Consider the following 24,843-nt stretch of genomic DNA (forward strand, 5'->3'; position numbering starts at 1 on the left):
CCATCCCTCCACCCCCCTCAGCAGAAGGATTCAGGGCACATGGCCAGCTGGACCCCGAACGACAGCAACTCCCCGCAGGCTCGCATAGCCGAGATGCGCCGCGCCGAGCGCGCCCGTGACCGGCGCAACGCGGCCATCGCGGTCACGGCCTCGGTGGCCGTCGCCGCCGGGCTCATCGGTTTCGGCGCGTGGGTGATGATCGACAAGAAGGAGAAGCGGGAGGCCACGGCGGCGGCCCGCAAGGCCCCGGTGACCGGCGAGCAGAGCTGGGACGCGAAGACGCTGGGCCGCAACCACGTCGAGACCCCGGTGAAGTACCCGGTGAACCCGCCGGTCGGCGGTGACCACAGCCCCCGCTGGATGAACTGCAACGGCGACGTCTACAAGAACGCCGTCCCCGAGGTGAACGCCGTCCACTCGCTGGAGCACGGCGCGGTCTGGGTGACGTACAACGAGAAGGCCTCCAAGGGTGACCTCGACGCGCTCGCCGGGACGGTGTCCAAGACCCCGTACACCCTGATGAGCCCGGACAAGGAGCAGGCCGGCACGATCGTGCTGAGCGCCTGGGGCAAGCAGCTGACGGTGGACAAGGCCGACGACCCGCGGGTCGCGCAGTTCTTCACCAAGTACGTGCAGGGCCCGCAGACCCCCGAGCCGGGCGCGGCCTGCACCAACGGGCTGGCCGAGAAGTGACCCGTACGGCCCGTACCACCCGTACGTACTGGGCGGCGGGGACGGCCGTCCTGCTCGCGCTGCTGTTCGCGGCGGCGGCCACGGTCACCGCCGCGAGCAGCAGCGACGGCTCCGGCTCCGGTACGTCGGCCCGCGCGCCGGGCCTCTACTCGCCGGACGCGGGCTTCGCCCGGGACATGGCCGTGCACCACCAGCAGGCGGTGGAGATGTCGTTCATCGTGCGGGACCGCACGAAGGACGAGGCCGTGCGCGGGCTGGCCTACGACATCGCCAACACGCAGGCCAACCAGCGGGGCATGTTGCTGGGCTGGCTGGACCTGTGGGGGCTGCCGAAGGTGGTGGCCGGCGAGCCGCCGATGTCGTGGATGGGCTCCGCGGACGAGCACGGCGGCGGGCACGACATGAGCGGCCACGACATGAGCGGGCAGAACACGGCCGGCCAGGACATGAGCGGCCACGACATGGGCGGCGCCGTCACCAAGTCCGGCGCGCTGATGCCCGGCATGGCCACCAAGGAGGAGCTCTCGCAGCTCGGCGCCGCCGAGGGCCGCGACGCGGAGGTGCTCTACCTCCAGCTGATGACCGACCACCACAAGGGTGGTGTCGCGATGGCCCGGGGCTGTGCGGCGCAGTGCGAGACCCCCGTCGAGCGGGCGCTGGCCCAGGGGATGGTCGAGGCGCAGCAGTCGGAGCTCACCCTCATGGCGGACATGCTGAAACAGCGCGGGGCTGCACCGCGCGGGTGACGGGCCACGCCCGTACGGTGGTGGGAGGCGCCCTCATCAGGCCCTCCCCCCACCGGCTTCCCGAGGGTGCCGTGGCGGGCGCGTCCGCGCCCGGCCGCACCGGCATCCCCAGGAGGCAGGCAATGACCACCGCGGCAGACATCATGCACCCCGGGGCCCAGTGGATCCCGGCCACCGCGACCTTGGACGAGGCCGCCCGGCTGATGAGCCGGCTCAATGTGGGCGCCCTTCCCATCAGCGATGCCGCCGAGCGGCTGTGCGGCATCATCACGGACCGCGACATCGTCGTGACCTGTGTGGCCCAGGGGCTGAACCCGGCCGAGATGACCTGCGGTGACATGGCTCAGGGCACCCCCCGCTGGATCGACGCGGGCGCCGACGTCACCGATGTGCTGGACGAGATGGAGAGCCACCGCATCAAGCGGCTTCCGGTCATCAAGGACAAGAAGCTGGTCGGCATGATCAGCGAGGCCGACCTGGCCCAGCACCTCGACGAGCACCAGATGGCGGGCTTCGTCGAGAAGGTCTACGCGAGGCGCTGACCACCCCACCCGCCCGGCGCAGCCCGGCCACCGGCCCACCCCGTCGGTACGACTACCGCACCACCGCGTCCAGGACCGCCCGGGCCACCCGGCCCGGGCGGTCCAGCATGACCAGGTGCCCCGCCGGTTCGGCGACCTCGAAGCGGGCGCCGAGCCGGTCGGCCAGCCCCGCCTGCCGGGCGAGCCAGCGCAGCGCCCCCCGCCCGGCCGAGCCGTCGTACCCGGCGAGGACGGTGACGGGCACGGCCAGCGGGCGCCCGGCCCGCAGGGCCAGGACCTCGGCGGCGGTGTCGGGGTAGCGGGAGTTCTCCAGCAGGGCGCCGCGCCAGACCCGGCCGGTGCGGTAGCAGCGGCGTACGAGGTCCCGCGCGGCTGGGGGTCCCCCCGCCGAAGGCAGGGGGAGGTCGCCGCTGCTGGTGCGGGAGGCCCGTACGACGGCGCGGCGCGCGAGCGGGCCCAGCGCGGCGGGCAGCCCGGCGGCGGTCAGGGCCCGGCCCAGCAGCCGGGCGGCGCCGGTGCGCACCCCGACGGGCAAGGCCGTGCGGGGGTCCTCCTCGACGCTGCTGTCGACCAGGACCAGCGCGGCGGTGCGCTCGGGGTACAGGCGCGCAAAGGCCTCGGCGTGGAACCCGGCGATCGAGTGCCCGACCACGGTGACGGGGCCGGCCAGGCCGAGCGCGTCGAGGAGCCCTGCGATCCGGCGGGCTTCGCCGGCGGCGGTCGGCGGGGCGGTGGCGGGTGCGCTCAGGCCGTGCCCGGGCCGGTCGAAGCGGACGACGGTACGGCCCTGCGCGACGAGCAGCGCGGCGACGGGGTCCCAGTCGAACCAGGCCATGGCGAGGCCGGCACTCAGCACCACGGGCGGCCCGCTCCCCTCCACGACGACGTGCAGCGCAGCTCCCTCCACCAGGACGAAACGGCCGGTCGTCACGTGCGGTGCTCCTTGTGGACGCAGTACGCGAGCAGGCCCAGCCACAGGGCCACGAACAGCACCTGGAGCCGCTGCCCGGCGCCGAGCGCCCAGGTCCCGCGCCCGGCGGTGAACAGCGAGATGGCGGACAGGGTCCAGACGGTGGCCAGCAGTTCCAGTGCGACCAGGGCGGGTCCGTAGCGGGCGAGCGGGGCGTGCCGGCCGTAGCGGCGGGCGGCGACGGTGAGGGCGACGATCCCGACGAGGGCTCCGGTCATGGCGAGGCTGCTGCTGACGGCGTGGGCCTGATGGGTGGCCGGGACCAGGCCGGCGGTCTCCCGCGCGGCGCAGACGGGGTCCACGGTGGGTGTGCAGCTGAGCGGGAGCCAGGCGTCGGCGGCGGTGGCCGCGCCGAAGAGGGTGACGCCGGCCCAGCCGGCGATCGACCAGGGGCGCCGGGACGCTGCGCGGCGCAGCAGCCCGACCAGGGCGAGCAGGCCGCCCGCGAAGGCGAGCAGGCCGGCCGTGAAGTCGGTGGCCCGGAACAGTCCGCCGAGCGGCTGGTCCTGGGCGGCGAGCTCACTGACGTACGTCTCGATGGGGTTCAGGCCGGTCGACAGTACGACTTCGAGCACCCACGCCGTGTACGCGGCGGCGCCCAGGCCGATGAGGAGGGCGACCGGCCCTGCGCTCTTCACGAGAAACCCCTCTTCGGGCTTTGTGGACATCCTGCGCATCATCCTCAACACGGCGGACCCGGTCCTACGATCAGATACCCACCCGGGGTAGGGTTCCGCCCATGACGCGCCCCGCCCTGCGCACCGACCGGCGAGCCGTCCGGTGGCCCCGGCGGCTGCTGTTCGCTGCGCTGCTCCTGGGCATCGTCACCATGCACACCCTGGGCCATCCGAGTCGTTCCCACGCCATGGAGGACGCGACGGCGGTCGCCGCCGTTGCCCCGGCCGGGCGTGCCGCCGACCACACCGCGGGTCGGGCTCCGGCCCTCACTCCGGACCACAACCTGGCCCTCACGCCGGACCACACCGCGGGCCTCACGCCGGACCACACCGCGGGCCGACCGCCGGCCCTCACTCCGGACCACACCGCGCGCCTCGCGCCGGACCACACCGCGGGCCGGGCTCCGGAGCGCGCCGCGGGCCCCGCGCCGGGCGTCCACACCGCAGACCCCGGTGCCCCCGGCCCCGCCGCCGAGGCCCCGCCGGTCGGGTCCGGCATGGACCCCATGTCGGTGTGCCTGGCCGTGCTCGGCGGACTCACCCTGCTGATCCTGGGCGCCGGACCGGCCGGCCTCCGCGACGCCGCGCCGCTCGGGGGCGCGGCCCGCGCGCCGGGCCGGTCCGGCGGACCGGACCCGCCCTCGCCCCGCGAACTCCTCACCCGGCTGGCGGTACTGCGCGTATAGCGACGGGCCCGCTGCCGCCCCCGCATGCCCGCGCCCCCGCGCGCAGGACCCGAGCGGCGGCAGCAGACGGCGCCCATCCGCTCGCTCGACCACACCACGAGGTGCTCCCATGCGCTCTCTTCCCACCCGCCGCGCCGTTCTCGGCGCCACCGCCGCCCTCGCCGGTTCGGGGCTGCTCGCCGCCTGCTCCGACGGCTCCGGCACGACCGGCACGGGCCACGGCTCCATGGGCCACGGCTCCATGAACCACGACGGCTCCTCCCCCGCCGCCACGCCGGGCGGCTACGTCGACCCGGCCGGGCCCGAGGTGCAGGCCGCCGAGGCCGCCCGCAAGGCCACCGGGCCCGTCTCCGAGGTCAAGCTGACCGCCACCGCCACCCCGCTCGACCTCGGCGGCGGGTTCACCGTCCGCTCGTGGGCGTACGGGGACGAGCTGCCCGGCCGGGAGGTCCGGGTCACCGCGGGCGGCACCCTCGCCGTGACCCTGGCCAACAACCTCCCCGAGGCCACCTCCCTGCACTGGCACGGCATCGCCCTGCGCAACGACATGGACGGGGTGCCGGGCCTGACCCAGCGGGACGTCGCGCCGGGCGCGTCGTTCACGTACCGGTTCGCCGTCGCGCACCCGGGGACGTACTGGTTCCACCCGCACTCGGGACTCCAGCTGGACCGGGGCCTGTACGCGCCGCTCATCGTCGAGGACCCGAAGGAGCCCCTCTCCTACGACAAGGAGTGGGTGGTGGTTCTGGACGACTGGATCGACGGGGTGGACGGGTCCACCCCGGAGGCCGTCCTCGCCGAACTCCGCAAGGGCATGGACACGGGATCGGCCCCGACATCGGGCGGGCACGCCGGCCACCACGGCGCCGTCGCCTCCCCGCCCCCGGCCGGGGGCGCGCCCGCGCGGATGCTCATGGGCGGGGAGAGCGACGTCCTCGGCAAGGACCCCGGCGACATCGCCTACCCGCACTACCTGGTCAACGGCCGGACGCCACAGGACCCGTCGGTCTTCACCGCCAAGCCGGGCGACCGGATCCGACTGCGGATCGTCAACGCGGGCGGGGACACCGCCTTCCGGATCGCCCTCGGCGGCCACGAACTGACGGTCACCCACACCGACGGCTACCCGGTGGAGCACGCGAAGACCGGCTCCCTGCTGCTGGGCATGGGCGAGCGGTACGACGTCCTGGTCACCGCGCAGGACGGGGTGTTCCCGCTCACCGCGCTCGCCGAGGGCAAGGGGGCCTCGGCCTCGGCCCTCGCCGTGCTGCGCACCGGGCCGGGGCAGGCTCCCACCGCCGGGACCCGGCCCGCCGAGCTGGCCGGGACGCCGCTGACGGCGGTCGGGCTGCGGGCCGCGCAGCCCGTCGCACTGGCGCCCCGTACGCCGGACCGCACGATCGGGATCAAGCTGACCGGGGGGATGGAGAAGTACGACTGGGCCTTCGACGGCAAGCCGTACACCCCGGACCAGCGGCACCCGGTGAAGGCGGGCGAACGGGTCCGGTTGGAGTTCAACAACTCGACAACGATGTTCCACCCGGTGCACCTGCACGGGCACACGTTCGCCCTCGCCGGTGGAGCGGGCGGCGCCCGAAAGGACACCGCACTGGTCCTGCCGGGCGAGAAGCTGACGGTGGACTTCGATGCCGACAACCCCGGTCTGTGGATGGCCCATTGCCACAACGTGTACCACGCGGAGGCCGGGATGATGACGGTGCTCGGCTACCAGCGGTAGCTCCCGAAGGGCGTTCGGCTCCCGGCCCGAGGGCCGGGAGCCGAATCCCCCTTGGAGCCGTCCGGGGCGCATGGCAGGCTTGGTGATCACCGAGCACACCATCCCCCGTGAGGACTTCCGCCAGGTATGAGCACGCCCCCGAACCCGCCCAGCAATCCGTCCGGTCCGCCGACGGAATCCGCGGGCACGCCCATACCGGAGCCGGCGACCGAGCCGGCACAGCCGCTGTCGCTCCGGAAGACCCCGGAGCCGGAGCCGGCCCCGGAGCCCGCACCCGCGCCGGAGCCGGCCCCGGAAGCAGGAGCCCAGCCCGAACCGGCATCCGAACCGGCATCCGAACCGGACCCGCAGCCCGCCGCGGCCCCCGAGCCGACCCCGACCCCGGCCCCGGCCCCGGCCCCGGCCCCCGAGCCTGCCCCCGCTCCCGCCGCCGCGCCGCAGCCCGCGCCCGTCCCGGCGCCCGCGCCCGTCCCGCAGCCCGCGCCCGTCGACGCCTTCGCACCGCCCGCACCCGGGTCCTTCGCGCCGCCGACCGCGCCCGTGCCCCAGGCCCCCGCGTTCGGCGGGCCCGTGCCGCCCGCCAACGTCTGGGGCGCCCACGCCGCTCCCGGCGCTGTCCCCGGCAACCCGTGGGGCGCGCCCGCCCCACCCACCAACGGCCTGGCCGTCGCCGCCCTCGTCCTCGGCATCGCCGCGGTGGTCATCGGCCTCGTCCCGTTCCTCTTCTGGGCGGGCACCCTCCTCGCCGTGATCGGCATCGGCATCGGCATCGGCGCCCTCGTCCGCGCCTCGCGTGCCGGTCGCAAGACGATGGCGATCGTGGGCACGATCCTCGCCGTGCTCGGCCTGGGCACCTCGGTCGGCGGTTTCCTCTTCACCGGGCTCATCCTCGACAAGGCGGCCGCACGCCGGCTGGACGAGGACCGGGACCCCCCGGCCGACCTGCGCCCCGGCACGCGGCCGTTCGCGAGGCCGTCGCCGACGCCGACGCCCTCGCAGGTGCCCGGCATGACGACGCCGCTGCCGTTCGGCGAGACGTACACGTACCCGAACGGCATCAAGGTGACCCTCTCGACGCCGAAGAAGTACGTCACGAAGAACAAGTACTCCACCGTGGGCAACGCGGTGGAGATGACGCTGACCATCACCAACGGCTCTTCCGCCGCGCACAACGTCATCTACGCGATGCCCAACGTCCGCGACGAGAAGGGCATGACCGCCAAGCTCGTCTTCGACGGCGACGTCCCGAAGATGATCAGGGGCGACATCCTGCCGGGCGAGTCCGCCAGCGGGGTCGTGGCCTTCGAGGTACCCGAGGGCACCGAGCACATCAGCGCCGACATCTCGCCCGGAGTCATGCTGCCCAACGCGAAGTTCAGCGGCGCGATCGGCTGACCGGAGCGCCGCCCGGGCACGACCGGAGCACGCCGGAAGCACGGGACCCAAGACATCGCGTCAGAAAGACGATTAGACTGGGTCCCGTGCCTCAACTTCGCCTCGCTCTGAATCAGATCGACTCGCAGGTCGGCAACATCGCCGCCAACGCCGACTCGGTCGTCCACTGGACCCGGCACTCCGCCGAGCAGGGCGCCCACCTGGTGGCGTTCCCGGAGATGGTGCTGACCGGGTACCCCGTCGAGGACCTCGCCCTGCGCGGCTCGTTCGTCGAGGCCTCCCGCACCGCGCTGCGCGCACTCGCGGAGCGGCTGGCGGCCGAGGGCTTCGGGGAACTGCCGGTCATCGTCGGCTACCTCGACCGTACGGAGAAGGCCGCCCCGCGGCTCGGTCGTCCCGCCGGCTCCCCGGAGAACGCGGCGGCCGTGCTGTACGGCGGGAAGGTCGTCCTCCGGTTCGCCAAGCACCACCTGCCCAACTACGGCGTGTTCGACGAGTTCCGGTACTTCGTGCCGGGCGACACCCAGCCGGTGATCCGGGTGCGCGGCGTCGACGTGGCCCTGGCGATCTGCGAGGACCTCTGGCAGGAGGGCGGCCGCGTGCCGGCCACCCGCTCCGCCGGCGCCGGCCTGCTGATCTCCGTCAACGCCTCCCCGTACGAGCGCAACAAGGACGACCTGCGCCTCGAACTGGTCCGCAAGCGCGCCCAGGAGGCCGGCTGCACCCTCGCCTACCTGGCGATGATCGGCGGCCAGGACGAGCTGGTCTTCGACGGCGACTCCATCGTCGTGGACGCCTCCGGCGAGGTCGTCGCGCGCGCGCCGCAGTTCTCCGAGGGCTGCGTCCTCGTCGACCTCGAACTGCCCGCGGCGTCCAGCGACGCTCCCGAAGGCGTCGTGGACGACGGGCTGCGGATCGACCGCGTGATCCTCTCCGAGGAGCCGGTGGAGCCGTACGAGCCCGTGGCCACCGGCGGATACGCCGACCGCCTGGACGACGACGAGGAGGTGTACGACGCGCTGGTCGTCGGCCTGCGCGCGTACGTGAAGAAGAACGGATTCCGCTCCGTCCTGATCGGGCTGTCCGGAGGCATCGACTCCGCCCTCGTCGCCGCGATCGCCTGCGACGCGATCGGCGCACAGAACGTGTACGGCATCTCGATGCCCTCCAAGTACTCCTCGGACCACTCCAAGGGCGACGCGGCCGACCTCGCCGAGCGGACCGGCCTGAACTTCCGGACCGTGCCGATCGAGCCGATGTTCGACGCGTACATGGGCGCGTTGGGCCTGACCGGCCTGGCGGAGGAGAACCTCCAGTCCCGGCTGCGCGGCACGATGCTGATGGCGGTGTCCAACCAGGAGGGCCACATCGTCCTGGCCCCGGGCAACAAGTCGGAGCTGGCCGTCGGCTACTCCACCCTGTACGGCGACTCGGTGGGCGCGTACGGTCCGATCAAGGACGTCTACAAGACGGACGTCTTCCGGCTCGCGCGCTACCGCAACCGGGCCGCGACCGAGCGCGGCGAGGCCCCGCCGATCCCGGAGAACTCGATCGTCAAGCCGCCGAGCGCCGAGCTGCGCCCGGACCAGGTGGACACGGACTCGCTGCCGGACTACCCGGTGCTCGACGCGATCCTGGAGCGGTACGTGGACCGCGACCAGGGCCTGGACGCGATCGTCGCGGCCGGCTTCGACGCGGAGCTCGTCGCGAAGACCCTGCGGATGGTCGACACGGCGGAGTACAAGCGCCGCCAGTACCCGCCGGGCACGAAGATCTCCGCGAAGGGCTTCGGCAAGGACCGCCGGCTGCCCATCACGAACGGCTGGCGCGAGCAGGCCTAGCCGCTACGCCCGGCAGGAACGGGAAAGGGGGGCCGGCCCGCTTCGGCGGCGAGCCCCCCTCGAACCGTTCGGGTGCACCCGGCGGTGCCGGAACCGGCCGCCCCTGAGCCGGCGGCACGGCCCCGGCCCGGCCCCGGCGGAGCCTATTTGCGCACGGTCACCCGCGCGGCGACCGGCAGGTGGTCGCTGCCCGTGCGCGGGAGGGTCCAGGAGGCGTCGGGCGTGATCCCGCGGACCATGATCTGGTCGATGCGGGCCATCGGGAACTGGGCCGGCCAGCTGAAGCCGAAGCCGTTGCCCGCCGCGCCCTGCGTGGAGCGCATCTGCGAGGTGACCTCGGACAGGGAGCGGTCGTTCATGGTGCCGTTGAGGTCGCCGAGCAGGATGACCTTCTTCAGCGGTTCGGCGGCGAGCGCGGCGCCCAGGGCCCCGGCGCTGTTGTCGCGCTGGTTGGCGGTGAAGCCCGCGTTCAGTTTGACCCGTACGGAGGGCAGGTGGGCGGCGAAGACGGCGATCGGGCCGTGCGGGCTGTCCACGGTGGTGCGCATGGCGCGGGTCCAGCCCATCTTGATGTCGACGGGCAGGCTGGAGCTCAGCGGGTACTTGCTCCACACGCCGACCGTGCCCTCGACGGCGTGGTACTTGTACGTGCCGGCGAGGGCCTGCTCGTAGACGGGGACCACGCTGCCCTTGAGCTCGGTCAGGGCCAGGACGTCGGCCCCGGACTTCGCGACCTGGGCGGCGGTGCCGCGCGGGTCGGTGTTGTCGGCGTCGACGTTGTGGGTGGCGACCATCAGGTTGCCGCCGGAGCCGGACTTGTCGAGGACGAGGCCGCCGAAAAGGTTCACCCAGACGACGGCCGTCAGCAGTATCGCGATCAGCGCGGTGGCCGACTTGCGGACGACGGCGGCGGCGAGCAGGAGCGGCACGGCCAGGCCCAGCCAGGGCAGGAAGGTCTCGGTGAGGCTGCCGAGGTTGCCGACGTCGTTCGACAGCTCGGCGTGGAAGATCATGACCAGTGAGATCAGGGCGGCCAGGGCCGCGGTCACGATCCCGCGCCGCCAGATGCCCCGGTCGTGGCGCAGCCCGGCCAGTCGGCGCCGGAGGCGGGATCCGGAGGGCTCGGGCTCCGAGCCGCCGTTCCCCGTCTCCGTCATGTACGCCTGTGCCATGCCACTGCCCTCGCTGCCGTGCTTGCGCTCCGTCCCCGCACCTTGACCCTAGGCGATCGACGAAGCCTTCCGTGCCGTGTTCCGGCCGTACGTCCGCAAGGACGAACAGCCGTGTGGCCGAGGTTCCGCTTGTCACGAAACGCGCACATTCGCTCTCGCGCGCGTCGAACGCCCCAGGAGGGGACCATGAGGGGGCCATGAGGGCGCCTCGTGTGGGCCGGGAGTGTGACGCACCGGTCTTCGCGCCACTTTCCCCACGGGCCGGGCAGGTGCCACCATGGTGGGTGAGTCCGGGGACGCCGTGAGGGCGCCTCGAGATGACACAAGGAGCAGTTGCAATGACGCATGCCGTTTCGCCTGCCCGCGAAGCCACCTCCCCCACCCTGTACGGAGGCACGGGCACCCGGCGGATCACCGTCCGCGACCTCACCCTCGCCAAGGAGCGCGGCGAGAAGTGGCCCATGCTCACCGCCTACGACGCGATGACCGCGTCCGTCTTCGACGAGGCCGGCATCCCGGTCATCCTCGTCGGCGATTCCATGGGCAACTGTCACCTCGGCTACGAGACCACCGTCCCCGTGACGATGGAGGAGATGACCCTGCTGTCGGCGGCCGTCGTACGGGGCACCAGCCGGGCCCTCGTCGTCGGCGACCTGCCGTTCGGCTCGTACCAGGAAGGCGCCGTGCAGGCGCTGCGCAGTGCCACCCGCCTCGTGAAGGAGGCCGGTGTCGGGGCCGTGAAGCTGGAGGGCGGCGAGCGCTCGCTGCACCAGACCGAGCTGATCGTGCAGTCCGGCATCCCCGTCATGTCCCACCTGGGCCTGACCCCGCAGTCCGTGAACGCCATGGGCTACCGGGTGCAGGGCCGCGGCGACGAGGCCGCGCACCAGCTGCTGCGCGATGCCAAGGCGGCGCAGGACGCGGGCGCCTTCGCGGTGGTGCTGGAGCTGGTCCCGGCCGAGCTGGCCGCCGAGGTCACCCGGTCCCTGCACATCCCGACGGTCGGCATCGGTGCCGGCGCGGAGTGCGACGCGCAGGTGCTGGTGTGGACCGACATGATGGGTCTGACCGGCGGGAAGATGCCGAAGTTCGTGAAGCAGTACGCGAACCTCCGCGCGACCATGGGCGACGCGGCGAAGGCGTTCGCCGAGGACGTGGTCGGCGGAACGTTCCCGCAGGCCGAGCACAGCTTCCACTGACCCGGCCGGATCCCGGTCCGACAGCCCGCCGACGTGTCGTCGGCGGGCTGTCGGCTGCCTGTCGGTCGCCTGTCGGTGCGTTGTCGGTCGCGGATGGTCCCATGATGGACATGACGCGAAACGACAAGAATCCCCTGAACGGCTCGCACGCCGTCGAGGTGCGGGGACTGGTCAAGCACTACGGCGAGACCAAAGCCCTGGACGGTGTCGACCTGGACGTGCGCGAGGGCACGGTCCTCGGGGTCCTCGGTCCCAACGGCGCCGGCAAGACGACCCTCGTACGCTGCCTCTCCACCCTGATCGTCCCGGACTCCGGCACCGCGATCGTCGCGGGCTACGACGTGGTCCGCCAGCCGCGGCAGCTCCGGCGCACCATAGGCCTGACCGGCCAGTACGCCTCGGTCGACGAGAAGCTCTCCGGCTGGGAGAACCTCTACATGATCGGCCGGCTGCTCGACCTGTCCCGCAAGGAGGCCCGGGCCCGCGCCGACGAGCTGCTGGAGCGGTTCTCGCTCACCGAGGCCGCCAAGAAGGCCGCGATGAACTACTCCGGCGGCATGCGCCGCCGGCTCGACCTGGCCGCCTCGATGATCGGCCGCCCGGCCGTGCTGTACCTGGACGAGCCGACCACCGGCCTCGATCCCCGCACCCGCAACGAGGTGTGGGACGAGGTGCAGCGGATGGTTGCCGAGGGGGCCACCGTCCTGCTCACCACCCAGTACATGGAGGAGGCCGAGCAGCTCGCGAACGAGCTGACGGTCATCGACCGGGGCAAGGTCATCGCCAACGGCAAGGTCGACGAGCTGAAGGCCCGCGTCGGCGGCCGGACCCTGAAGATCCGCCCCGCCGCCGCTTCCGACCTGCCGGGCATGGCCCGTGCGCTGGCGGAGGCAGGGCTCGACGGCATCGCCGGTTCGCAGGCCGTCCCGGACGAGGGCGTGCTGCTGGTCCCGATCCTGAGCGACGAGCAGCTGACCGCCGTGGTCGGCCTGCTGGCCGCCCGCGGATACGGGATCGCCGATCTCGGCACGTACCTGCCCAGCCTGGACGAGGTGTTCCTGGCCATCACCGGCCATCGGCCCACCTCGATCGAGGAGTCCGTTCCCACCGAGAAGACCGAGGAGGTCGCGGCATGAGCACCGTCACCACCACCAAGCCCGTGGCCGCCCCGGCGGCCGCGGCGTCCGCCCCGTCCGAGGACGGCCGGATCGGCCTGCGCGCCAACCTGCGCCACATCGGCGCCCTGGTGCGGCGCAACGCCCTCCAGATCAAGCAGGACCCGGAGTCGATGTTCGACGCCGTGTTCATGCCGATCATCTTCACGCTGCTGTTCGTGTTCGTCTTCGGTGGCGCGATGTCCGGCAAGGGCAACCAGGAGCAGTACGTCAACTACCTGGTCCCGGGCCTGATGGCGATGATGGGCATGAACATCGCCATGGGCGTCGGCACCGGCGTCAACGACGACTTCAAGAAGGGCGTGATGGACCGGTTCCGGTCCATGCCGATCGCCCGGTCCTCCGTGCTGATCGCCAAGATCGTGGTCGAACTCGGCCGGATGATGGTCGCCAACGCCATCCTGCTCGCCGTGGGCTTCATGCTCGGCCTGTCCGTCCATTCGGTGCCGGCGCTGCTCCTGGCCATCGGGCTGTCGGCCGTCTTCGGCGCCTCCCTGATGTGGATCTTCATCCTGCTGGGTCTGACGATGAAGACCGCGCAGGCCGTCCAGGGCATGGCGATGCTGGTCCTGATGCCGTTGCAGTTCGGCAGCTCGATCTTCGCCAAGCCGACGACCATGCCGGGCTGGCTGCAGTCCTTCACGGACTACAACCCGCTGTCGAACCTGGCCGACGCGGCACGCGGCCTGATGAACGGCACCCCACTGGGCCACTCGGTGTGGATCACTCTGGCCTGGTCGGTCGCCATCACCGCGGTCCTCATGCCGCTCGCCGTCCGCAAGTTCCGCCAGAAGACCTGATCCGGGACGGTCGGTCCGTTCCGGATCGCGTCCCGGACGGGCCCCGCACGGGGGGGGCCGGGTCAGATGAGGGCGGTGGCCTCCTCCAGGGTGAGGCCGCCGCCTTCGGCGTACGCCGCCTCGTAGGCAGCGTCGCCGAGCGCGGCGCGCGTCAGCTCCTCGGCGCGGGCCGCGTCCTCGCGTTCCGTGCTGACCGCGAAGTGCAGGGGCGGCAGCAGCGCCCGGTACGCGCCGAGCAGCCGCGCGGCGTCGTAGGCGTCCTGCGGGCCGCCGAGGCAGATGCGGGAGAGGGCCGCCGTCATCAGGTACACGGCGGGAAGTTGTGGGGTGACCATCACGGCGAGCGGGTCCCGGACGCTCTCCATGGCCTGCCGCAGCAGGGCGAGGGCTTCCGTGTACTTGCCCTCCCGGTTCTCCAGCCAGGCCATCGTGCCGAGCAGGAACCCGTCGAAGACCCCGTGCACGCCGAACGCGAACTCCTCGCGCAGCAGCCGGAGGTGGCGGTGGGCCTCGGCGATGCGCCCGGTGCGGCCGTTGATGATCGCGAGGAACATCCGGGCGGCCGGCAGGGCCTCGTTGCCGTAGGACCGCGTGGTGTCCACGGCCTCGGTGAGGATCTCCTCGGCCTCGGCGAGGGCACCGCTCTCGATCAGGCCCCCGGCCATCCTCACGCGCAGAACGGAGACCTGGGACGGGGCGCCGAGCCGCTCGGCGTGTTCGATCGCGGACCGGTAGTCGTTGGCGGCCGACGCGAACTCGCCGCGCTTCTCCAGTGATTCGGCGCGGGCGGAAAGGGCCTCCGCGCAGCCCCAGTCGTCGCCGAGCGCCTCGAAGAGGGCGAGGCTCTCGTCGGCGTCGCGGGCCGCGTCGCCGGACCAGTCGGCCCGGTTGGCCAAGACGTTGGCCCGTACCTGGAGGGCGGCGGCCAGCTCCCAGCGGAAGTCCAGCTCGCGGGCGGTGTCGACGGTGACGTCGAGGACCTGCTGGAGCAGCGCGGGATCCCCGGCGATCATCACGGCGAAGATCCACAGACCTGCCGGGTACCGGCAGGTCTGCGGGAGGCCGGGCCGGTAGGCGGCGAGGACCCCCTCTGCCCGTTCCAGGACGTCGGGCGCGTTCCAGCTCCCGCTGTGCTGGTCGCGGGCTGCCAGCTGGATCAGCCGGATGCCGCGCCAGGCCTCGTTGAGCTGGTCCCCGCTGTACGGCGGGGGCGAGTCCACGAGCCGCTCGTACACCGGCTCCGCGGGGACGACGGGCGCGAGGAAGGGGTCGGGGCCGAGCGCGGCGGCGGCGTTGGACCAGTGCCGGGACTCGGCGCGCAGGTCGTGCATCTGCCAGTACCAGACGAGGGAGTGGACCAGGCAGAGCACCTCGCCGGTGTCGCGGGCCGCGACGGCGCGGCGCAGCGCGGTACGGAGGTTCTCGTACTCGGTGGCGAACCTGGTGGTGGCCTCGCGCTGGCCGCGGCCGTGCAGCAGCGGCTCGGTGGTGCGGGCGAGTTCGCGGTAGTACGTGAGGTGGCGGCGCTCGGCGTCGGCGCGGTCCCCGCCGGCTTCGGCCAGCCGCTCGGCTGCGTACTCGGCGACGGTCTCCAGCATCCGGTAGCGCATGCCGGTGCCGTCGGGGCCCGGGGCGGCCACGACGAGGGACTTGTCGACGAGGGAGCCGAGCAGGTCGAGGGTGTGGGGGTCGGCGCACACGGCTTCGGCGGCGGCGACGTCGCAGCCGCCGGCGAAGACGGACAGCCGGCGCAGCACGGCCCGTTCCGGTGCGTCGAGCAGGTCCCAGGACCAGTCGACGACGGCGCGCAGCGTCTGCTGGCGGGGCAGTACGGTCCGGGCGCCGCTGGTCAGGAGCCGGAAGCGGTCGTCGAGCCGGTCGGCGATCTGGCGCGGGGTGAGGAGGCGCAGCCGGGCCGCGGCGAGCTCGATGGCGAGCGGCAGCCCGTCGAGGCGGCGGCAGATCTCGGCGGCGGCCTCGGGGTCGTCGTCGGTGCGGAACCCGGGCCGGGCGGCGGCCCCGCGCTCGCCGAGCAGGCGCAGTGCGACGGGGTCGGGCAGCGGCTCCACCGGTCGTAGGAACTCGCCGGGCACGCCGAGGGGTTCGCGGCTGGTGGCCAGGATCCGCACGCCGGGGCAGCGGGCGAGGAGTTCCTCGGCGAGTTCGGCGGCGGCGCCGATGACGTGCTCGCAGTTGTCGAGGATCATCAGCATCCGGCGGCGGGCGCAGTGTTCCGCGAGCCGGCCGAGGGGCTCGTCCCCGGCCCGGTCGGTCAGCGCCCGCAGCTCCTCGGTGGCGGTGCGCAGCTTGGTCTCGCGCGCACCGAGCGCGGTGAGCGCGGCCTCGGCGACGTCCTCGGGGTCGTCCACCGGAGCCAGCTCCACGAGCCACACGCCGTCGGGCCACGCCCGGGCGGCGTGCTCGGCGGCCTCCTGGGACAGTCGGGTCTTCCCGGCCCCGCCGGGCCCGAGGAGGGTGACGAGCCGGGCCCGCCCGAGGTCCTCGCCGATGACCTTGATGTCGTCCTCGCGGCCGACGAAGCTGGTCAGCCGCACCCGCAGGTTCCCCTGGCCATGCCCGGCGGCGACGGGCTCCGGCACCGGCTGCGCAGGGTGGGCGACGGCGGGGGGCCGGGGGGTGTCGGCCGGCGGCGGGGCCAGGAGGGCCGTGTGGAGGGCCCGCAGTTCGGGGCCCGGGTCGGTGCCCAGGCGGGCGGCGAGGTGCCGGCGGACGGTGTCGTAGGCGGCCAGTGCCTCCGCCGCCCGGCCCGTGTCCCGCAGCGCCCGGATCCGCAGGACCTGGAGCGGCTCGTCCAGCGGGCGCTCCCCGCACAGGACGGTCAGTTCCGGGAGGGCCCGCTCGGCTTGGCCCAGGGCCAGGGCCGCCGCGAGCCGGCCCCGGCGCGCGTCCATGCGCACGGCCTCCCAGCGGACGGACTCGGCCGCCGATTCGGGCAGGTCCGCCAGTGCCGGGCCGCGCCACAGCGCCAGGGCCTCGTCATAGCGGGCGGCCGCCTCGGCGGGGTCCTGCGCGGCGGCTCCGGCCCGGACGAGCCGCTCGAAGCGGTACAGGTCGACGTCCTCGCTCGCGGCGACGAGGAGGTAGCCGCCCTCCACCGAGCGCACCGCCCCGTGTCCCAGCGCCTTCCGCAGCCGGCCCACCAGGGCTTGGAGCGCGGCCGGGGCGTCCGCCGGCCGGTCACCGTCCCACACCTCCGCCACGAGGAGGTGCGCCTGCACCGCCCGTCCGGGGCGCAGCGCGAGCGCGGTCAGCAGCGCGCGCAGGCGTGTTCCGCCGACGGCGACGGGTGTCCCGTCGTCGCTGCTGGCCTGGGCAGTACCGAGAATCGCGTAACGCACGGGCCCATTGTCGCTGGCCCCACCCCCTGGCCCGTACTCCTTTTGGCCCCCTGCCCGGGGTAGGTTTCGCCGCATGGGTCATCAGGGCAGCCGCGGCGAGCGGCAGATCAGTTCCGTATTCCTCGGGATCGTCGCGGTCATGGCGGTCACCGGGTGGGCCGTGTGGACGGGGTATTCGACGAGCACCGGGCTCGCCGTGTTCCTGTTCGTGACCTCGGCCTGGATCGTCTCCCTGTGCCTGCACGAGTACGCGCACGCCCGCACGGCCCTGCACAGCGGGGACCTCACGGTCGGGGCCAAGGGCTACCTCACGCTGAACCCCTTGAAGTACACGCACGCGCTGCTCAGCATCATCCTGCCGGTGATCTTCGTGATCATGGGCGGGCTGGGCCTGCCCGGCGGCGCCGTCTACATCGAGCACGACCGGATCCAGGGCCGCTGGAAGCACAGCATCATCTCGGCGGCGGGCCCGCTGACCAACGTGGCGTTCGCGGTCGTCTGCACGGCGCCGTTCTGGCTGAACGCCCTGGACGGCGTCCCGATGGCGTTCCGCTTCGCGCTCGCCTTCCTCGCGCTGCTCCAGGTCTCGGCGGCGATCCTGAACTTCCTGCCGGTCCCGGGCCTGGACGGCTACGGGATCATCGAACCCTGGCTGTCGTACCGGATCCGCCGCGAGGTGGCGCCACTGGCGCCGTTCGGGCTGATCGCGGTGTTCGCGCTGCTGTGGATCCCGGAGGTCAACGGGTACTTCTTCGACGTGGTGCGCAATCTGCTGTCCACGCTGGGCGTGTCCGACCTGGAGACCTTCTGCGGCCGCGACCTCTACCGCTTCTGGCAGGACACGAACGGCTTCTGCGCCGCACCCCAGCCGTGAGCGGCCGCGCCTAGCCCGCGGAGCGCGAGGCCTTCTCGGCCTTGGCCTTGCGCAGGTAGAACCAGGCCATGTTGGACGTGAGGCCGGCCAGTAGCACCCACACGATCCCCAGGAAGCTGCCCTCCACGAAGGCGACCACGGCCGCGGCCACGGACAGGACGCAGACGACGATGGCGAACACGGCAAGGCGGGGCATGGGGAACAGCTCCTCGGCAACACGGAACGGGGTCGAGCCCCACCAGTGTCCCCCATGCCCCGCAGTGCTCCCGTAAAGGCAGCCAGGTCTGCCTGCGCCTGGGCGGGGAACTCGGGCAGAAGGCGCTCCCCGTGCAGCGCGCCCGGCGCGGAAGCGACCCGCAGGCGCGTCGTGCGGCGGCGGCGGAGAAGCTGTGCCGGGACGGGCGGCTCACGGCGGAGCTGCGCATCGACGGGACGAGCAGCGTCCTCGCGGTCACCGCCGATCTGCGGACGGGCAAGGTCCGCACCTCGGTCGACGTACCGGCGCCGGCGGGCTCGTATCCGCTGACCACGGTGAAGCGGCTGGTTCGGCTGCTGGCCGAGGCGCCGGCGGACCTGCACGTGGAGAGCCTCGTCGAGGAGGGGAACGGGCCGCGCGGCACCCTGGAGCGGCTGCGCCCCGAGCCGGGCGACCTGCTGCCCAAGGGCGGCGCACCCCTCACCGGGTTCCGGCTGTCGCTGATCAAGGGCATGGGCAACACCCGCGGGAACACGGAGTCCGGTTTCATCCGCAGCGTCGACGAGGCCGTGGACCGCTTCTACCAGGGGGTCGTGGCGCATCTGGGGCCCGTCGAGGCGCGCGGCGGACGCCGGGGCTGACCGGGGCTGACCGGGGTGGCGGCGCCGCCGGGCCCGGCGGACGGCTTCGGGAGGCCGCCGGGCCCGGCGGCCTCCCCTCAACGTCAGATGTCCGACGTCAGATGTCAGATGTCCGTGACGCGCAGGCCCGTGTGGGCCTTGTAGCGGCGGTTGGTGGAGATGAGGTTGGCGACCAGGGATTCCACCTGGTGGGCGTTGCGCAGGCGGCCCGCGAAGACTCCGCGCATGCCCGGGATGCGGGCGGCCAGGGCCTGGACGATGTCCGTGTCGGCGCGGGATTCTCCGAGGACCATCACGTCGGTGTCGATCTCCTCGACCGAGGCGTCCTGGAGCAGCACCGCCGAGAGGTGGTGGAAGGCCGCCGTGACCCGGGAGTCGGGGAGCAGGGCCGCGGCCTGCTGGGCGGCGCTGCCCTCTTCGACCTGGAGGGCGTACGCGCCCTGCTTGTCGAAGCCGAGCGGGTTGACGCAGTCCACCACGAGCTTGCCCGCGAGGTCCTCGCGGAGGGCTTCGAGGGTCTTGGCGTGGCCCTCCCACGGCACGGCGATGATCACGATGTCGCTGCGGCGCGCGCACTCGGCGTTGTCCGCGCCCTCTACGCCGAGGCCCAGCTCGTCGGCTGCGCCCTGCGCACGGTCGGCGGCACGGGAGCCGATGATCACCTTCTGGCCGGCCCGCGCCAGCCGGTAGGCCAGGCCCCGGCCCTGGTCGCCGGTGCCGCCGAGGACGCCGACGACGAGGCCCGACACGTCCGGCAGGTCCCACGGGTCCTTGGCCGGCGCCTTCGCCGGTGCCGTGGCGGGCGGAATCTGATTGCTGTCTGAGGAGGTCATGGGGGCGAGGGTAATGCCGTGATCCGCAGAGTCGAACGGACACGGGGCCCGCACTGCCGGGCGAAGCGGGGCGAAGCGCTCCTGTACGTCCCTTCCATGCGGCAGGATGCCGATATGGACGCCGTGAGGGTCGCGCTGCTGCGCGAGGTGCTCGCCGGTACGCAGTGGCCCGCGACCGCGCGCCGCTTCGCCGGGTCGCTGCGCCGTTCCGTGGCTCCGGCCGGCGGGAGCTTGCTCTTGGTGGGCACCGAGCAGTACGAGCCCTGGCACCTGGCGGCCCACCTGGTGGACGAGGCCGCCTGGTCGGGGCTGCCGGAGCTGGCGCCCACGCTGGTGCGCCACCGCGTGCTGCCCGGGGCGCCGCCGCACCTGGCGGTGGGGCTGGGCCGGCTGGAGGGGGCCCGGCGCGGGCACACGCTGCTGGTGGTGGCGCCGGAGCGGCCCGGGGCGGGGCTGCTGGATCGGGTGCACGACGCCCGGCGCGCGGGGGCGACCGTACTGTCCCTGGACGGCGGTGATCCGGATCTCGCCGCGCTCGCGCACGACGCCCTGTCCGTCCGGGAGGGCGCCGGCGAGCTGGACCTGGACACGGTGCAGCACCTGGTCAGCGCGGCGGCCGGGGAGAACGGCCTGCCGGAGCAGCGCGGGCCGCGGCGGCTGCGGGACCGGCTGGCGCGGCTGGCCGACCAGCTGACCGCCCCGCCGCCGAGCCGCTGGTAGCCCGCCCCGGCCCGGCGGTCCTAGGGCGCGGCCGTGCCCTCGTCCTCGTCGGGGGTCTTGTCGTTCCACTTGGGGTCGTTCTGCCATTCGAGGTTGCGTTCCTGCGCCGTCTCCATGGCGTGGTTGGCCTCCTCCGGCGTCGCGTACGGTCCGAACCGGTCCTTCGCCGGGCATTCCGGGCCTTCCTCGACCTTGTGGTGGACCAGGCAGTAGTACCACTCGCCGGGTTTGCCCACCTGGCGCTTCTTGAACAGGGCCATCGTCGTAGGGCTCCTCTCGATACCGCTCTCTGCCGCCATGCTGCCCCATCCCCGCTGGATACACTCGCTTGCATGTCTGGCCAGTCGCTGCTCGTACCAGGCGAGCTTTCTCCCGTCCGTTCCGTTCCCGGAAACATCCGCAGGCCCGAGTACGTGGGCAAGCCCGCGCCCACTCCGTACACCGGACCGGAGGTGCAGTCGGCCGCGACCATCGAGGCCATGCGCATCGCCGGTCGGATCGCCGCCCAGGCGATGGAAGAGGCCGCCAAGCTGATCGCCCCGGGGGTGACCACCGACGAGTTGGACCGGGTCGCGCACGAGTACATGTGCGACCACGGCGCCTACCCGTCGACGCTGGGCTACCGGGGCTTCCCCAAGTCCCTGTGCTCCTCGGTCAACGAGGTCATCTGTCACGGCATCCCCGACTCCACCGTCCTGCGCGACGGCGACATCGTGAACCTCGACGTCACCGCGTTCATCGGCGGCGTGCACGGGGACAACAACGCCACGTACCTGTGCGGGGCGGTGGACGAGGAGTCGCGGCTGCTGGTGGAGCGCACCCGCGAGGCCCTGAACCGGGCCGTCAAGGCCGTCAAGCCGGGCCGCCAGATCAACGTGATCGGCCGGGTCATCGAGTCGTACGCGAAGCGCTTCGGCTACGGCGTGGTCCGGGACTTCACCGGGCACGGGATCAACTCGTCCTTCCACTCCGGCCTGATCATCCCGCACTACGACAGCCCGCACGCCACGACGGTCATCGAGCCCGGGATGACCTTCACGATCGAGCCGATGCTGACCCTGGGCACGCACGAGTACGACATGTGGGCGGACGGCTGGACGGTCGTCACGAAGGACCGCAAGCGCACCGCGCAGTTCGAGCACACACTGGTGGTGACGGACACGGGAGCCGAGATCCTCACCCTGCCGTAAAACTTCCGCCGGGAGTGTTTTACCGACAGCACGTCGGGAACACATTGACTTAGGTAACCCTAAGCACGAGGATCGGGCGTGGCGGCCGCGCCGTCACGCCCGCCGGGCCCGAGCCCGTCGGACCCGTCCCTCGTCCCGTCTCCGGAGGATTGTCTTGGACGCCTTCTCCACGGTCATCCGTGTCGCCTCGCACGAGCAGCACACCGAGGCGGAGACCTCGACGTTCATGAGCGACCTGCTCGGCGGCCGGTTGGGGGTGGACGCGTACGCGCGCTACACCGAGCAGCTGTGGTTCGTGTACCGGGCTCTGGAGGACGCGGCCGCGTCCCTGAAGGACGACCCCGTGGCGGGCCCGTTCATACGGCCCGAGCTGATGCGCGTCGCCGAGATCGAGCGGGACCTGGCGCACCTGCGCGGACCGGCCTGGCACGAGACGCTGATCGCGCTGCCCGCGACGCAGGCCTACGCGGCCCGCGTGGCGCAGTGCGCGGCCACCTGGCCCGGCGGATACGTCGCCCACCACTACACCCGCTATTTGGGCGACCTCTCGGGCGGCCAGATCATCCGCGACAAGGCGGAGCGGACCTGGGGCTTCACGCGCAAGGGCGACGGGGTGCGGTTCTACGTCTTCGCGGACATCTCCAACCCCGCGGCCTTCAAACGGACCTACCGGGAACTGCTGGACGCGATCGCCGCGGACGACCTGGAGAAGCAGCGCATCATCGACGAGTGCAAGCGCGCCTTCGACTTCAACGGGGCGGTCTTCCGCCAGCTGGGCGAAGCGTTCCCCCTGAGCGCCTGAGTCAGTCGCCCTGGATCAGCCAGACCGCCAGGCCGATGCAGAACAGCAGGGCCTCGGCGCCCTTGGCGTAGAAGAGGGCGAGCGCGCAGCCGATGCTGCCCGCCACGATGCGGTTCGTCCTCTGCTGCGGGGTCCGCGGCCGCCGCCAGGTGGCGGCGGCCAGCCCCAGCGGGATCAGGTACGGCAGCAGGAGCCAGCGCGACGCCTGCGGCAGGTAGGAAGTCGAGTAGCTCAGGCCTGCGGCCGCCAGCGTCAGCGCCGTGAAGAGCGCGGGGACCAGCAGCCACTGCTGCGTTCCGGTGGGGTGCTGCGCGGCGGTCGAATTCGTGTTCATGCGCCCATTCCACCGCAGGCGCCAGCCCGGCCCCAGGGTGCGCGTACTCAACTTCGGGTGCGCGCCTACTCAGTTCCGGGGCGGGCCTGCGGGGGCTTGGCGAAGCGGACGCGGCCACCGATCTCGACCGTGCCGTCCGGGCCGGGCGCGGTGAGGATCTGGGAGCCCGCGCCCTGGGTGATGTTCAGGGCCCGGTTCAGCTCGGCGGTCAGCAGTATCGCGGCCGAGCCGGTGGCCTCGTCCTCGGTGATGGCCCCGTCGGGGCGGCGCGGGAAGCCGCGGGCCCTGATGCGGCCCGCGGTCTCGTCCTCCCAGGCCCAGGCGTACAGCCAGCCCTCGCCCGGCGGCGGCGCGGGCAGCGCGTCGACCTCGGCGGGGCTGGCGTACTGCTCGGTGCGCTTGCCCTCGACCCACTCGGGGAGGGCCGTGATCCAGGTGAACTCGCCGTCGTCACGGGCCCATACGGAGCCGGCCGGCGGCTGGAGCTCCTCGATGTCGAGCAGCCAGGCGACGCCGACCAGCGGATGACCCGCGAAGGACATCCGCGTTCCGGGGGTGCGGATGTCGACGACCCCGCGCTCGGGGTCGTCGACGAACACCGTCTCGCTGTAGCCGAGTTCAGCGGCCAGGGCCTGCCGCGACGCGTCGTCGGGGCAGGACCGGCCGTCGCGCACGACGCCGAGCAGGTTGCCGTACCGCCCGTCGCCCGCACAGAAGACACTGAGCACATCGAGATCGTTCACGCTGGAATTGAAACACGGTTCACATCCGGACTGAGCGCCGCCTGCGCGCGAGGTGGACGGCGCCCGCACCGGCCACGACGGCTGCGCCGGAGGCGGCGAGCAGGGCCGTGGCCGGGAGTTCGGCGCCGGTGCTGGCGAGGTTCCCGCCGATGCTGCCGCCAGCGCCGCCACCTCCCACGGCGCCTCCCGTGCCGCCGGCGGTGGCCGGCGCGGGGGTCGCGGTGGGCGCGGTGGTGGGCGTCCCCGTGGGGAGCACGGCGTCCTTGTCGACGGACACGGAGAGGGTGACGGGGTCGGTCGGCTTGCCCTCCGCGTAGTCCGGGCTGGGCGCCCCGATGGCGGCCGCGCCCTCCGCGGTGAAGGCGGCGGGGACGGCGTTCAGGGTCAGCAGGCCGCCCGTGGTCCGGTACTCGGTCTTCGACAGGTCGAGCGTGGCGAAGGGGACGTCCGCCTTGGTGGCGGTGGGCGTCTTGACGTCCAGGACGAGGGTGCCCTTCTTGCCCTCGGCGTTGACGCGCAGGTTCGCGAAGGTCATGTCGACGCCGTGGTCGGCCCGCTGGAAGCGCAGGCTGCCCGCGAACGAGGCGCTCAGCTTCTGCTTCGCGGTGTCCAGCTCGCCCTTGCCCAGGGCGAAGGCGAAGGTGTCGCCGCTCGCGACGGCCCCGCCCGCCGGGGTGACCGAGCCGCCGCCCTTCACCACGTACGAGCGGAACGAGTCCTTCACCCCCCAGGTCAGCCGGCCGCCCACGAGCTGCTGGGGCCCGTCGGCCGCCGGGGAGCCGGTGCTCTGCGAGGGCGCCGCCCCCGTCGACGGGGCCGAGGCGGACGGGGACACCGGGGCGGACGTCGTCGCGGACGGAGAGGGGGACGGCGAGGGCTGCGCGAACTCCAGTGCCGCCGTGAGCGGGTCGCCGGCCAGACCGACGTACTTGTCCGAACCCAGCTGCTCCGCCGCCTCCTTGGTGAGGGTGGTGCCCAGCTTGTCCATCGCCGGGCCGCCGAAGGCCACGTCCGCCAGCGGGACGCCGGGGGTGAGGGTGCCGTTCTTGGTGACGTCGGCCGTCAGCTTCTTCGTACCCGTGTCGAAGCGGAGGTTGGCGAGGGTCACCTTGAAGCCGTGGGCGGGCGCGTCGAAGGTGACGCTGCCCTTGAAGGCGGCGGTCACCACGTGCCCGCCGTCCTTGTCGTACCGGCCCGTCGCCGAACCGAAGCGGAAGGTGCCGTCGGAGTTCAGCGCGGCCCCGTCCGCCAGGGTGATCGTGCCCTTGGCGATGTTGAGGACGTACGAGCGGTAGCTCGCCAGGACGCCCCAGTCGAGGGTGCCGTTCACGATCGGCGTCGGCGCGGCGGCGACGGCCGCCGGGGCCTGCCCGCCGCCCGCCGCCGTCGCGGGCAGGACGAAGGCAGTGGCGCCGAGCACCGCCGCGGCGGCGATGGCGAGGGCGAGGGGACGACGGTGGGACGAGGTCATGGGGCAGGCCTCCTGAAAGGCGACGGGGGTGGCTGACGGAACGGGA

At 73.0% G+C, this 24,843-nt stretch carries 24 protein-coding genes and 1 pseudogene; 15 read left to right on the plus strand and 10 right to left on the minus strand.

Annotated elements, in window-relative coordinates:
* Positions 1 to 39 precede the first annotated feature (39 nt).
* The 3 genes from OHA65_RS12185 (at position 40) to OHA65_RS12195 (ending at position 1,981) form a co-directional block, all read left to right on the plus strand.
* Positions 40 to 693 (plus strand): DUF3105 domain-containing protein, encoded by a 654-nt coding sequence (locus OHA65_RS12185; RefSeq protein WP_327283146.1) that lies wholly within the window; start codon positions 40 to 42, stop codon positions 691 to 693.
* The gene (locus OHA65_RS12190; protein ID WP_405761856.1) at positions 690 to 1,439 is read left to right on the plus strand and encodes a DUF305 domain-containing protein; all 750 of its coding nucleotides are present in this window, start codon (positions 690 to 692) and stop codon (positions 1,437 to 1,439) included. The genes OHA65_RS12185 and OHA65_RS12190 overlap by 4 nt, the downstream gene beginning before the upstream one ends.
* Before the next feature lie 122 nt (positions 1,440 to 1,561).
* On the plus strand, positions 1,562 to 1,981 hold the full coding sequence (locus OHA65_RS12195; RefSeq protein WP_327283148.1) for a CBS domain-containing protein: 420 nt from the start codon (positions 1,562 to 1,564) through the stop codon (positions 1,979 to 1,981).
* Positions 1,982 to 2,033: 52 nt separating this feature from the next.
* Here OHA65_RS12195 and OHA65_RS12200 read toward each other — a convergent pair whose 3' ends face one another.
* A complete protein-coding gene (locus OHA65_RS12200) occupies positions 2,034 to 2,912 on the minus strand; it encodes an alpha/beta hydrolase (RefSeq protein ID WP_327283149.1) in 879 nt (292 codons plus the stop codon).
* The gene (locus tag OHA65_RS12205; RefSeq protein ID WP_327283150.1) at positions 2,909 to 3,619 is read right to left on the minus strand and encodes a DUF998 domain-containing protein; all 711 of its coding nucleotides are present in this window, start codon (positions 3,617 to 3,619) and stop codon (positions 2,909 to 2,911) included. Before OHA65_RS12205 ends, OHA65_RS12200 begins: the two co-directional genes overlap by 4 nt.
* Before the next feature lie 71 nt (positions 3,620 to 3,690).
* On the opposite strand from OHA65_RS12205, the gene OHA65_RS12210 reads away from it, so the two are divergent.
* The 4 genes from OHA65_RS12210 to OHA65_RS12225 all read left to right on the plus strand — a co-directional run bounded on the left by OHA65_RS12210 (position 3,691) and on the right by OHA65_RS12225 (position 9,288).
* On the plus strand, positions 3,691 to 4,314 hold the full coding sequence (locus tag OHA65_RS12210; RefSeq protein WP_405761858.1) for a hypothetical protein: 624 nt from the start codon (positions 3,691 to 3,693) through the stop codon (positions 4,312 to 4,314).
* Between the two features lie 109 nt (positions 4,315 to 4,423).
* The gene (locus tag OHA65_RS12215; RefSeq protein WP_327283152.1) at positions 4,424 to 6,052 is read left to right on the plus strand and encodes a multicopper oxidase family protein; all 1,629 of its coding nucleotides are present in this window, start codon (positions 4,424 to 4,426) and stop codon (positions 6,050 to 6,052) included.
* Positions 6,053 to 6,178: 126 nt separating this feature from the next.
* On the plus strand, positions 6,179 to 7,447 hold the full coding sequence (locus tag OHA65_RS12220; RefSeq protein ID WP_405761860.1) for a hypothetical protein: 1,269 nt from the start codon (positions 6,179 to 6,181) through the stop codon (positions 7,445 to 7,447).
* An 86-nt stretch (positions 7,448 to 7,533) separates the two neighbouring features.
* Positions 7,534 to 9,288 (plus strand): NAD+ synthase, encoded by a 1,755-nt coding sequence (locus OHA65_RS12225; protein ID WP_329313394.1) that lies wholly within the window; start codon positions 7,534 to 7,536, stop codon positions 9,286 to 9,288.
* A gap of 143 nt (positions 9,289 to 9,431) precedes the next feature.
* Here OHA65_RS12225 and OHA65_RS12230 read toward each other — a convergent pair whose 3' ends face one another.
* Positions 9,432 to 10,460: an endonuclease/exonuclease/phosphatase family protein gene (locus OHA65_RS12230; RefSeq protein ID WP_327283155.1), complete on the minus strand. Its 1,029-nt coding sequence runs from the start codon at positions 10,458 to 10,460 to the stop codon at positions 9,432 to 9,434.
* Between the two features lie 338 nt (positions 10,461 to 10,798).
* Between OHA65_RS12230 and panB the strand changes: the two genes are divergently transcribed.
* The 3 genes from panB to OHA65_RS12245 all read left to right on the plus strand — a co-directional run bounded on the left by panB (position 10,799) and on the right by OHA65_RS12245 (position 13,634).
* Positions 10,799 to 11,659 carry a 3-methyl-2-oxobutanoate hydroxymethyltransferase gene (panB, locus tag OHA65_RS12235; RefSeq protein WP_371643384.1) on the plus strand — a complete coding sequence of 287 codons (861 nt, stop codon included), beginning with the start codon at positions 10,799 to 10,801 and terminating at the stop codon, positions 11,657 to 11,659.
* Positions 11,660 to 11,760: 101 nt separating this feature from the next.
* Positions 11,761 to 12,795: an ATP-binding cassette domain-containing protein gene (locus tag OHA65_RS12240; RefSeq protein ID WP_327283157.1), complete on the plus strand. Its 1,035-nt coding sequence runs from the start codon at positions 11,761 to 11,763 to the stop codon at positions 12,793 to 12,795.
* Positions 12,792 to 13,634: an ABC transporter permease gene (locus OHA65_RS12245; RefSeq protein WP_327283158.1), complete on the plus strand. Its 843-nt coding sequence runs from the start codon at positions 12,792 to 12,794 to the stop codon at positions 13,632 to 13,634. Before OHA65_RS12240 ends, OHA65_RS12245 begins: the two co-directional genes overlap by 4 nt.
* 62 nt (positions 13,635 to 13,696) lie before the next feature.
* Here OHA65_RS12245 and OHA65_RS12250 read toward each other — a convergent pair whose 3' ends face one another.
* Positions 13,697 to 16,993 carry a BTAD domain-containing putative transcriptional regulator gene (locus OHA65_RS12250; RefSeq protein ID WP_327283159.1) on the minus strand — a complete coding sequence of 1,099 codons (3,297 nt, stop codon included), beginning with the start codon at positions 16,991 to 16,993 and terminating at the stop codon, positions 13,697 to 13,699.
* Between the two features lie 73 nt (positions 16,994 to 17,066).
* On the opposite strand from OHA65_RS12250, the gene OHA65_RS12255 reads away from it, so the two are divergent.
* Entirely contained in the window at positions 17,067 to 17,867 is an 801-nt protein-coding gene (locus OHA65_RS12255) for a site-2 protease family protein (protein WP_327283160.1), read from the plus strand.
* A gap of 10 nt (positions 17,868 to 17,877) precedes the next feature.
* On the opposite strand, the gene OHA65_RS12260 is transcribed toward OHA65_RS12255, so the two are convergent.
* Positions 17,878 to 18,063: a hypothetical protein gene (locus tag OHA65_RS12260; protein ID WP_054221878.1), complete on the minus strand. Its 186-nt coding sequence runs from the start codon at positions 18,061 to 18,063 to the stop codon at positions 17,878 to 17,880.
* Positions 18,064 to 18,146: 83 nt separating this feature from the next.
* Between OHA65_RS12260 and OHA65_RS12265 the strand changes: the two are divergent.
* Positions 18,147 to 18,704: pseudogene (locus OHA65_RS12265) on the plus strand (TerD family protein); the annotation flags it as partial.
* Between the two features lie 104 nt (positions 18,705 to 18,808).
* Here the strand turns inward: OHA65_RS12265 and npdG are convergent.
* Positions 18,809 to 19,537 (minus strand): NADPH-dependent F420 reductase, encoded by a 729-nt coding sequence (npdG, locus tag OHA65_RS12270; RefSeq protein WP_327283162.1) that lies wholly within the window; start codon positions 19,535 to 19,537, stop codon positions 18,809 to 18,811.
* Between the two features lie 114 nt (positions 19,538 to 19,651).
* Between npdG and OHA65_RS12275 the strand changes: the two genes are divergently transcribed.
* Positions 19,652 to 20,257, plus strand: a complete 606-nt coding sequence (locus OHA65_RS12275; RefSeq protein ID WP_327283163.1) for a hypothetical protein — start codon at positions 19,652 to 19,654, stop codon at positions 20,255 to 20,257.
* A gap of 20 nt (positions 20,258 to 20,277) precedes the next feature.
* On the opposite strand, the gene OHA65_RS12280 is transcribed toward OHA65_RS12275, so the two are convergent.
* Positions 20,278 to 20,517: a hypothetical protein gene (locus tag OHA65_RS12280; RefSeq protein WP_327285628.1), complete on the minus strand. Its 240-nt coding sequence runs from the start codon at positions 20,515 to 20,517 to the stop codon at positions 20,278 to 20,280.
* Positions 20,518 to 20,589: 72 nt separating this feature from the next.
* On the opposite strand from OHA65_RS12280, the gene map reads away from it, so the two are divergent.
* On the plus strand, positions 20,590 to 21,447 hold the full coding sequence (gene map / locus OHA65_RS12285; protein WP_327283164.1) for a type I methionyl aminopeptidase: 858 nt from the start codon (positions 20,590 to 20,592) through the stop codon (positions 21,445 to 21,447).
* A 154-nt stretch (positions 21,448 to 21,601) separates the two neighbouring features.
* On the plus strand, positions 21,602 to 22,249 hold the full coding sequence (locus OHA65_RS12290) for a heme oxygenase (biliverdin-producing) (protein WP_405761863.1): 648 nt from the start codon (positions 21,602 to 21,604) through the stop codon (positions 22,247 to 22,249).
* Position 22,250: 1 nt separating this feature from the next.
* Here the strand turns inward: OHA65_RS12290 and OHA65_RS12295 are convergent, their stop codons facing one another.
* The 3 genes from OHA65_RS12295 to OHA65_RS12305 form a co-directional block, all read right to left on the minus strand.
* Entirely contained in the window at positions 22,251 to 22,583 is a 333-nt protein-coding gene (locus tag OHA65_RS12295) for a hypothetical protein (RefSeq protein ID WP_327283166.1), read from the minus strand.
* Between the two features lie 65 nt (positions 22,584 to 22,648).
* Positions 22,649 to 23,326, minus strand: a complete 678-nt coding sequence (locus OHA65_RS12300) for a PhzF family phenazine biosynthesis protein (protein ID WP_327283167.1) — start codon at positions 23,324 to 23,326, stop codon at positions 22,649 to 22,651.
* Between the two features lie 19 nt (positions 23,327 to 23,345).
* Positions 23,346 to 24,797, minus strand: coding sequence for an HtaA domain-containing protein (locus OHA65_RS12305; protein WP_405761864.1), 1,452 nt, complete (start codon positions 24,795 to 24,797; stop codon positions 23,346 to 23,348).
* Between the last annotated feature and the right edge of the window lie 46 nt (positions 24,798 to 24,843).

Origin of the sequence: Streptomyces sp. NBC_00045 (assembly GCF_045041095.1) — a bacterium.
GTDB lineage: Bacteria > Actinomycetota > Actinomycetes > Streptomycetales > Streptomycetaceae > Streptomyces.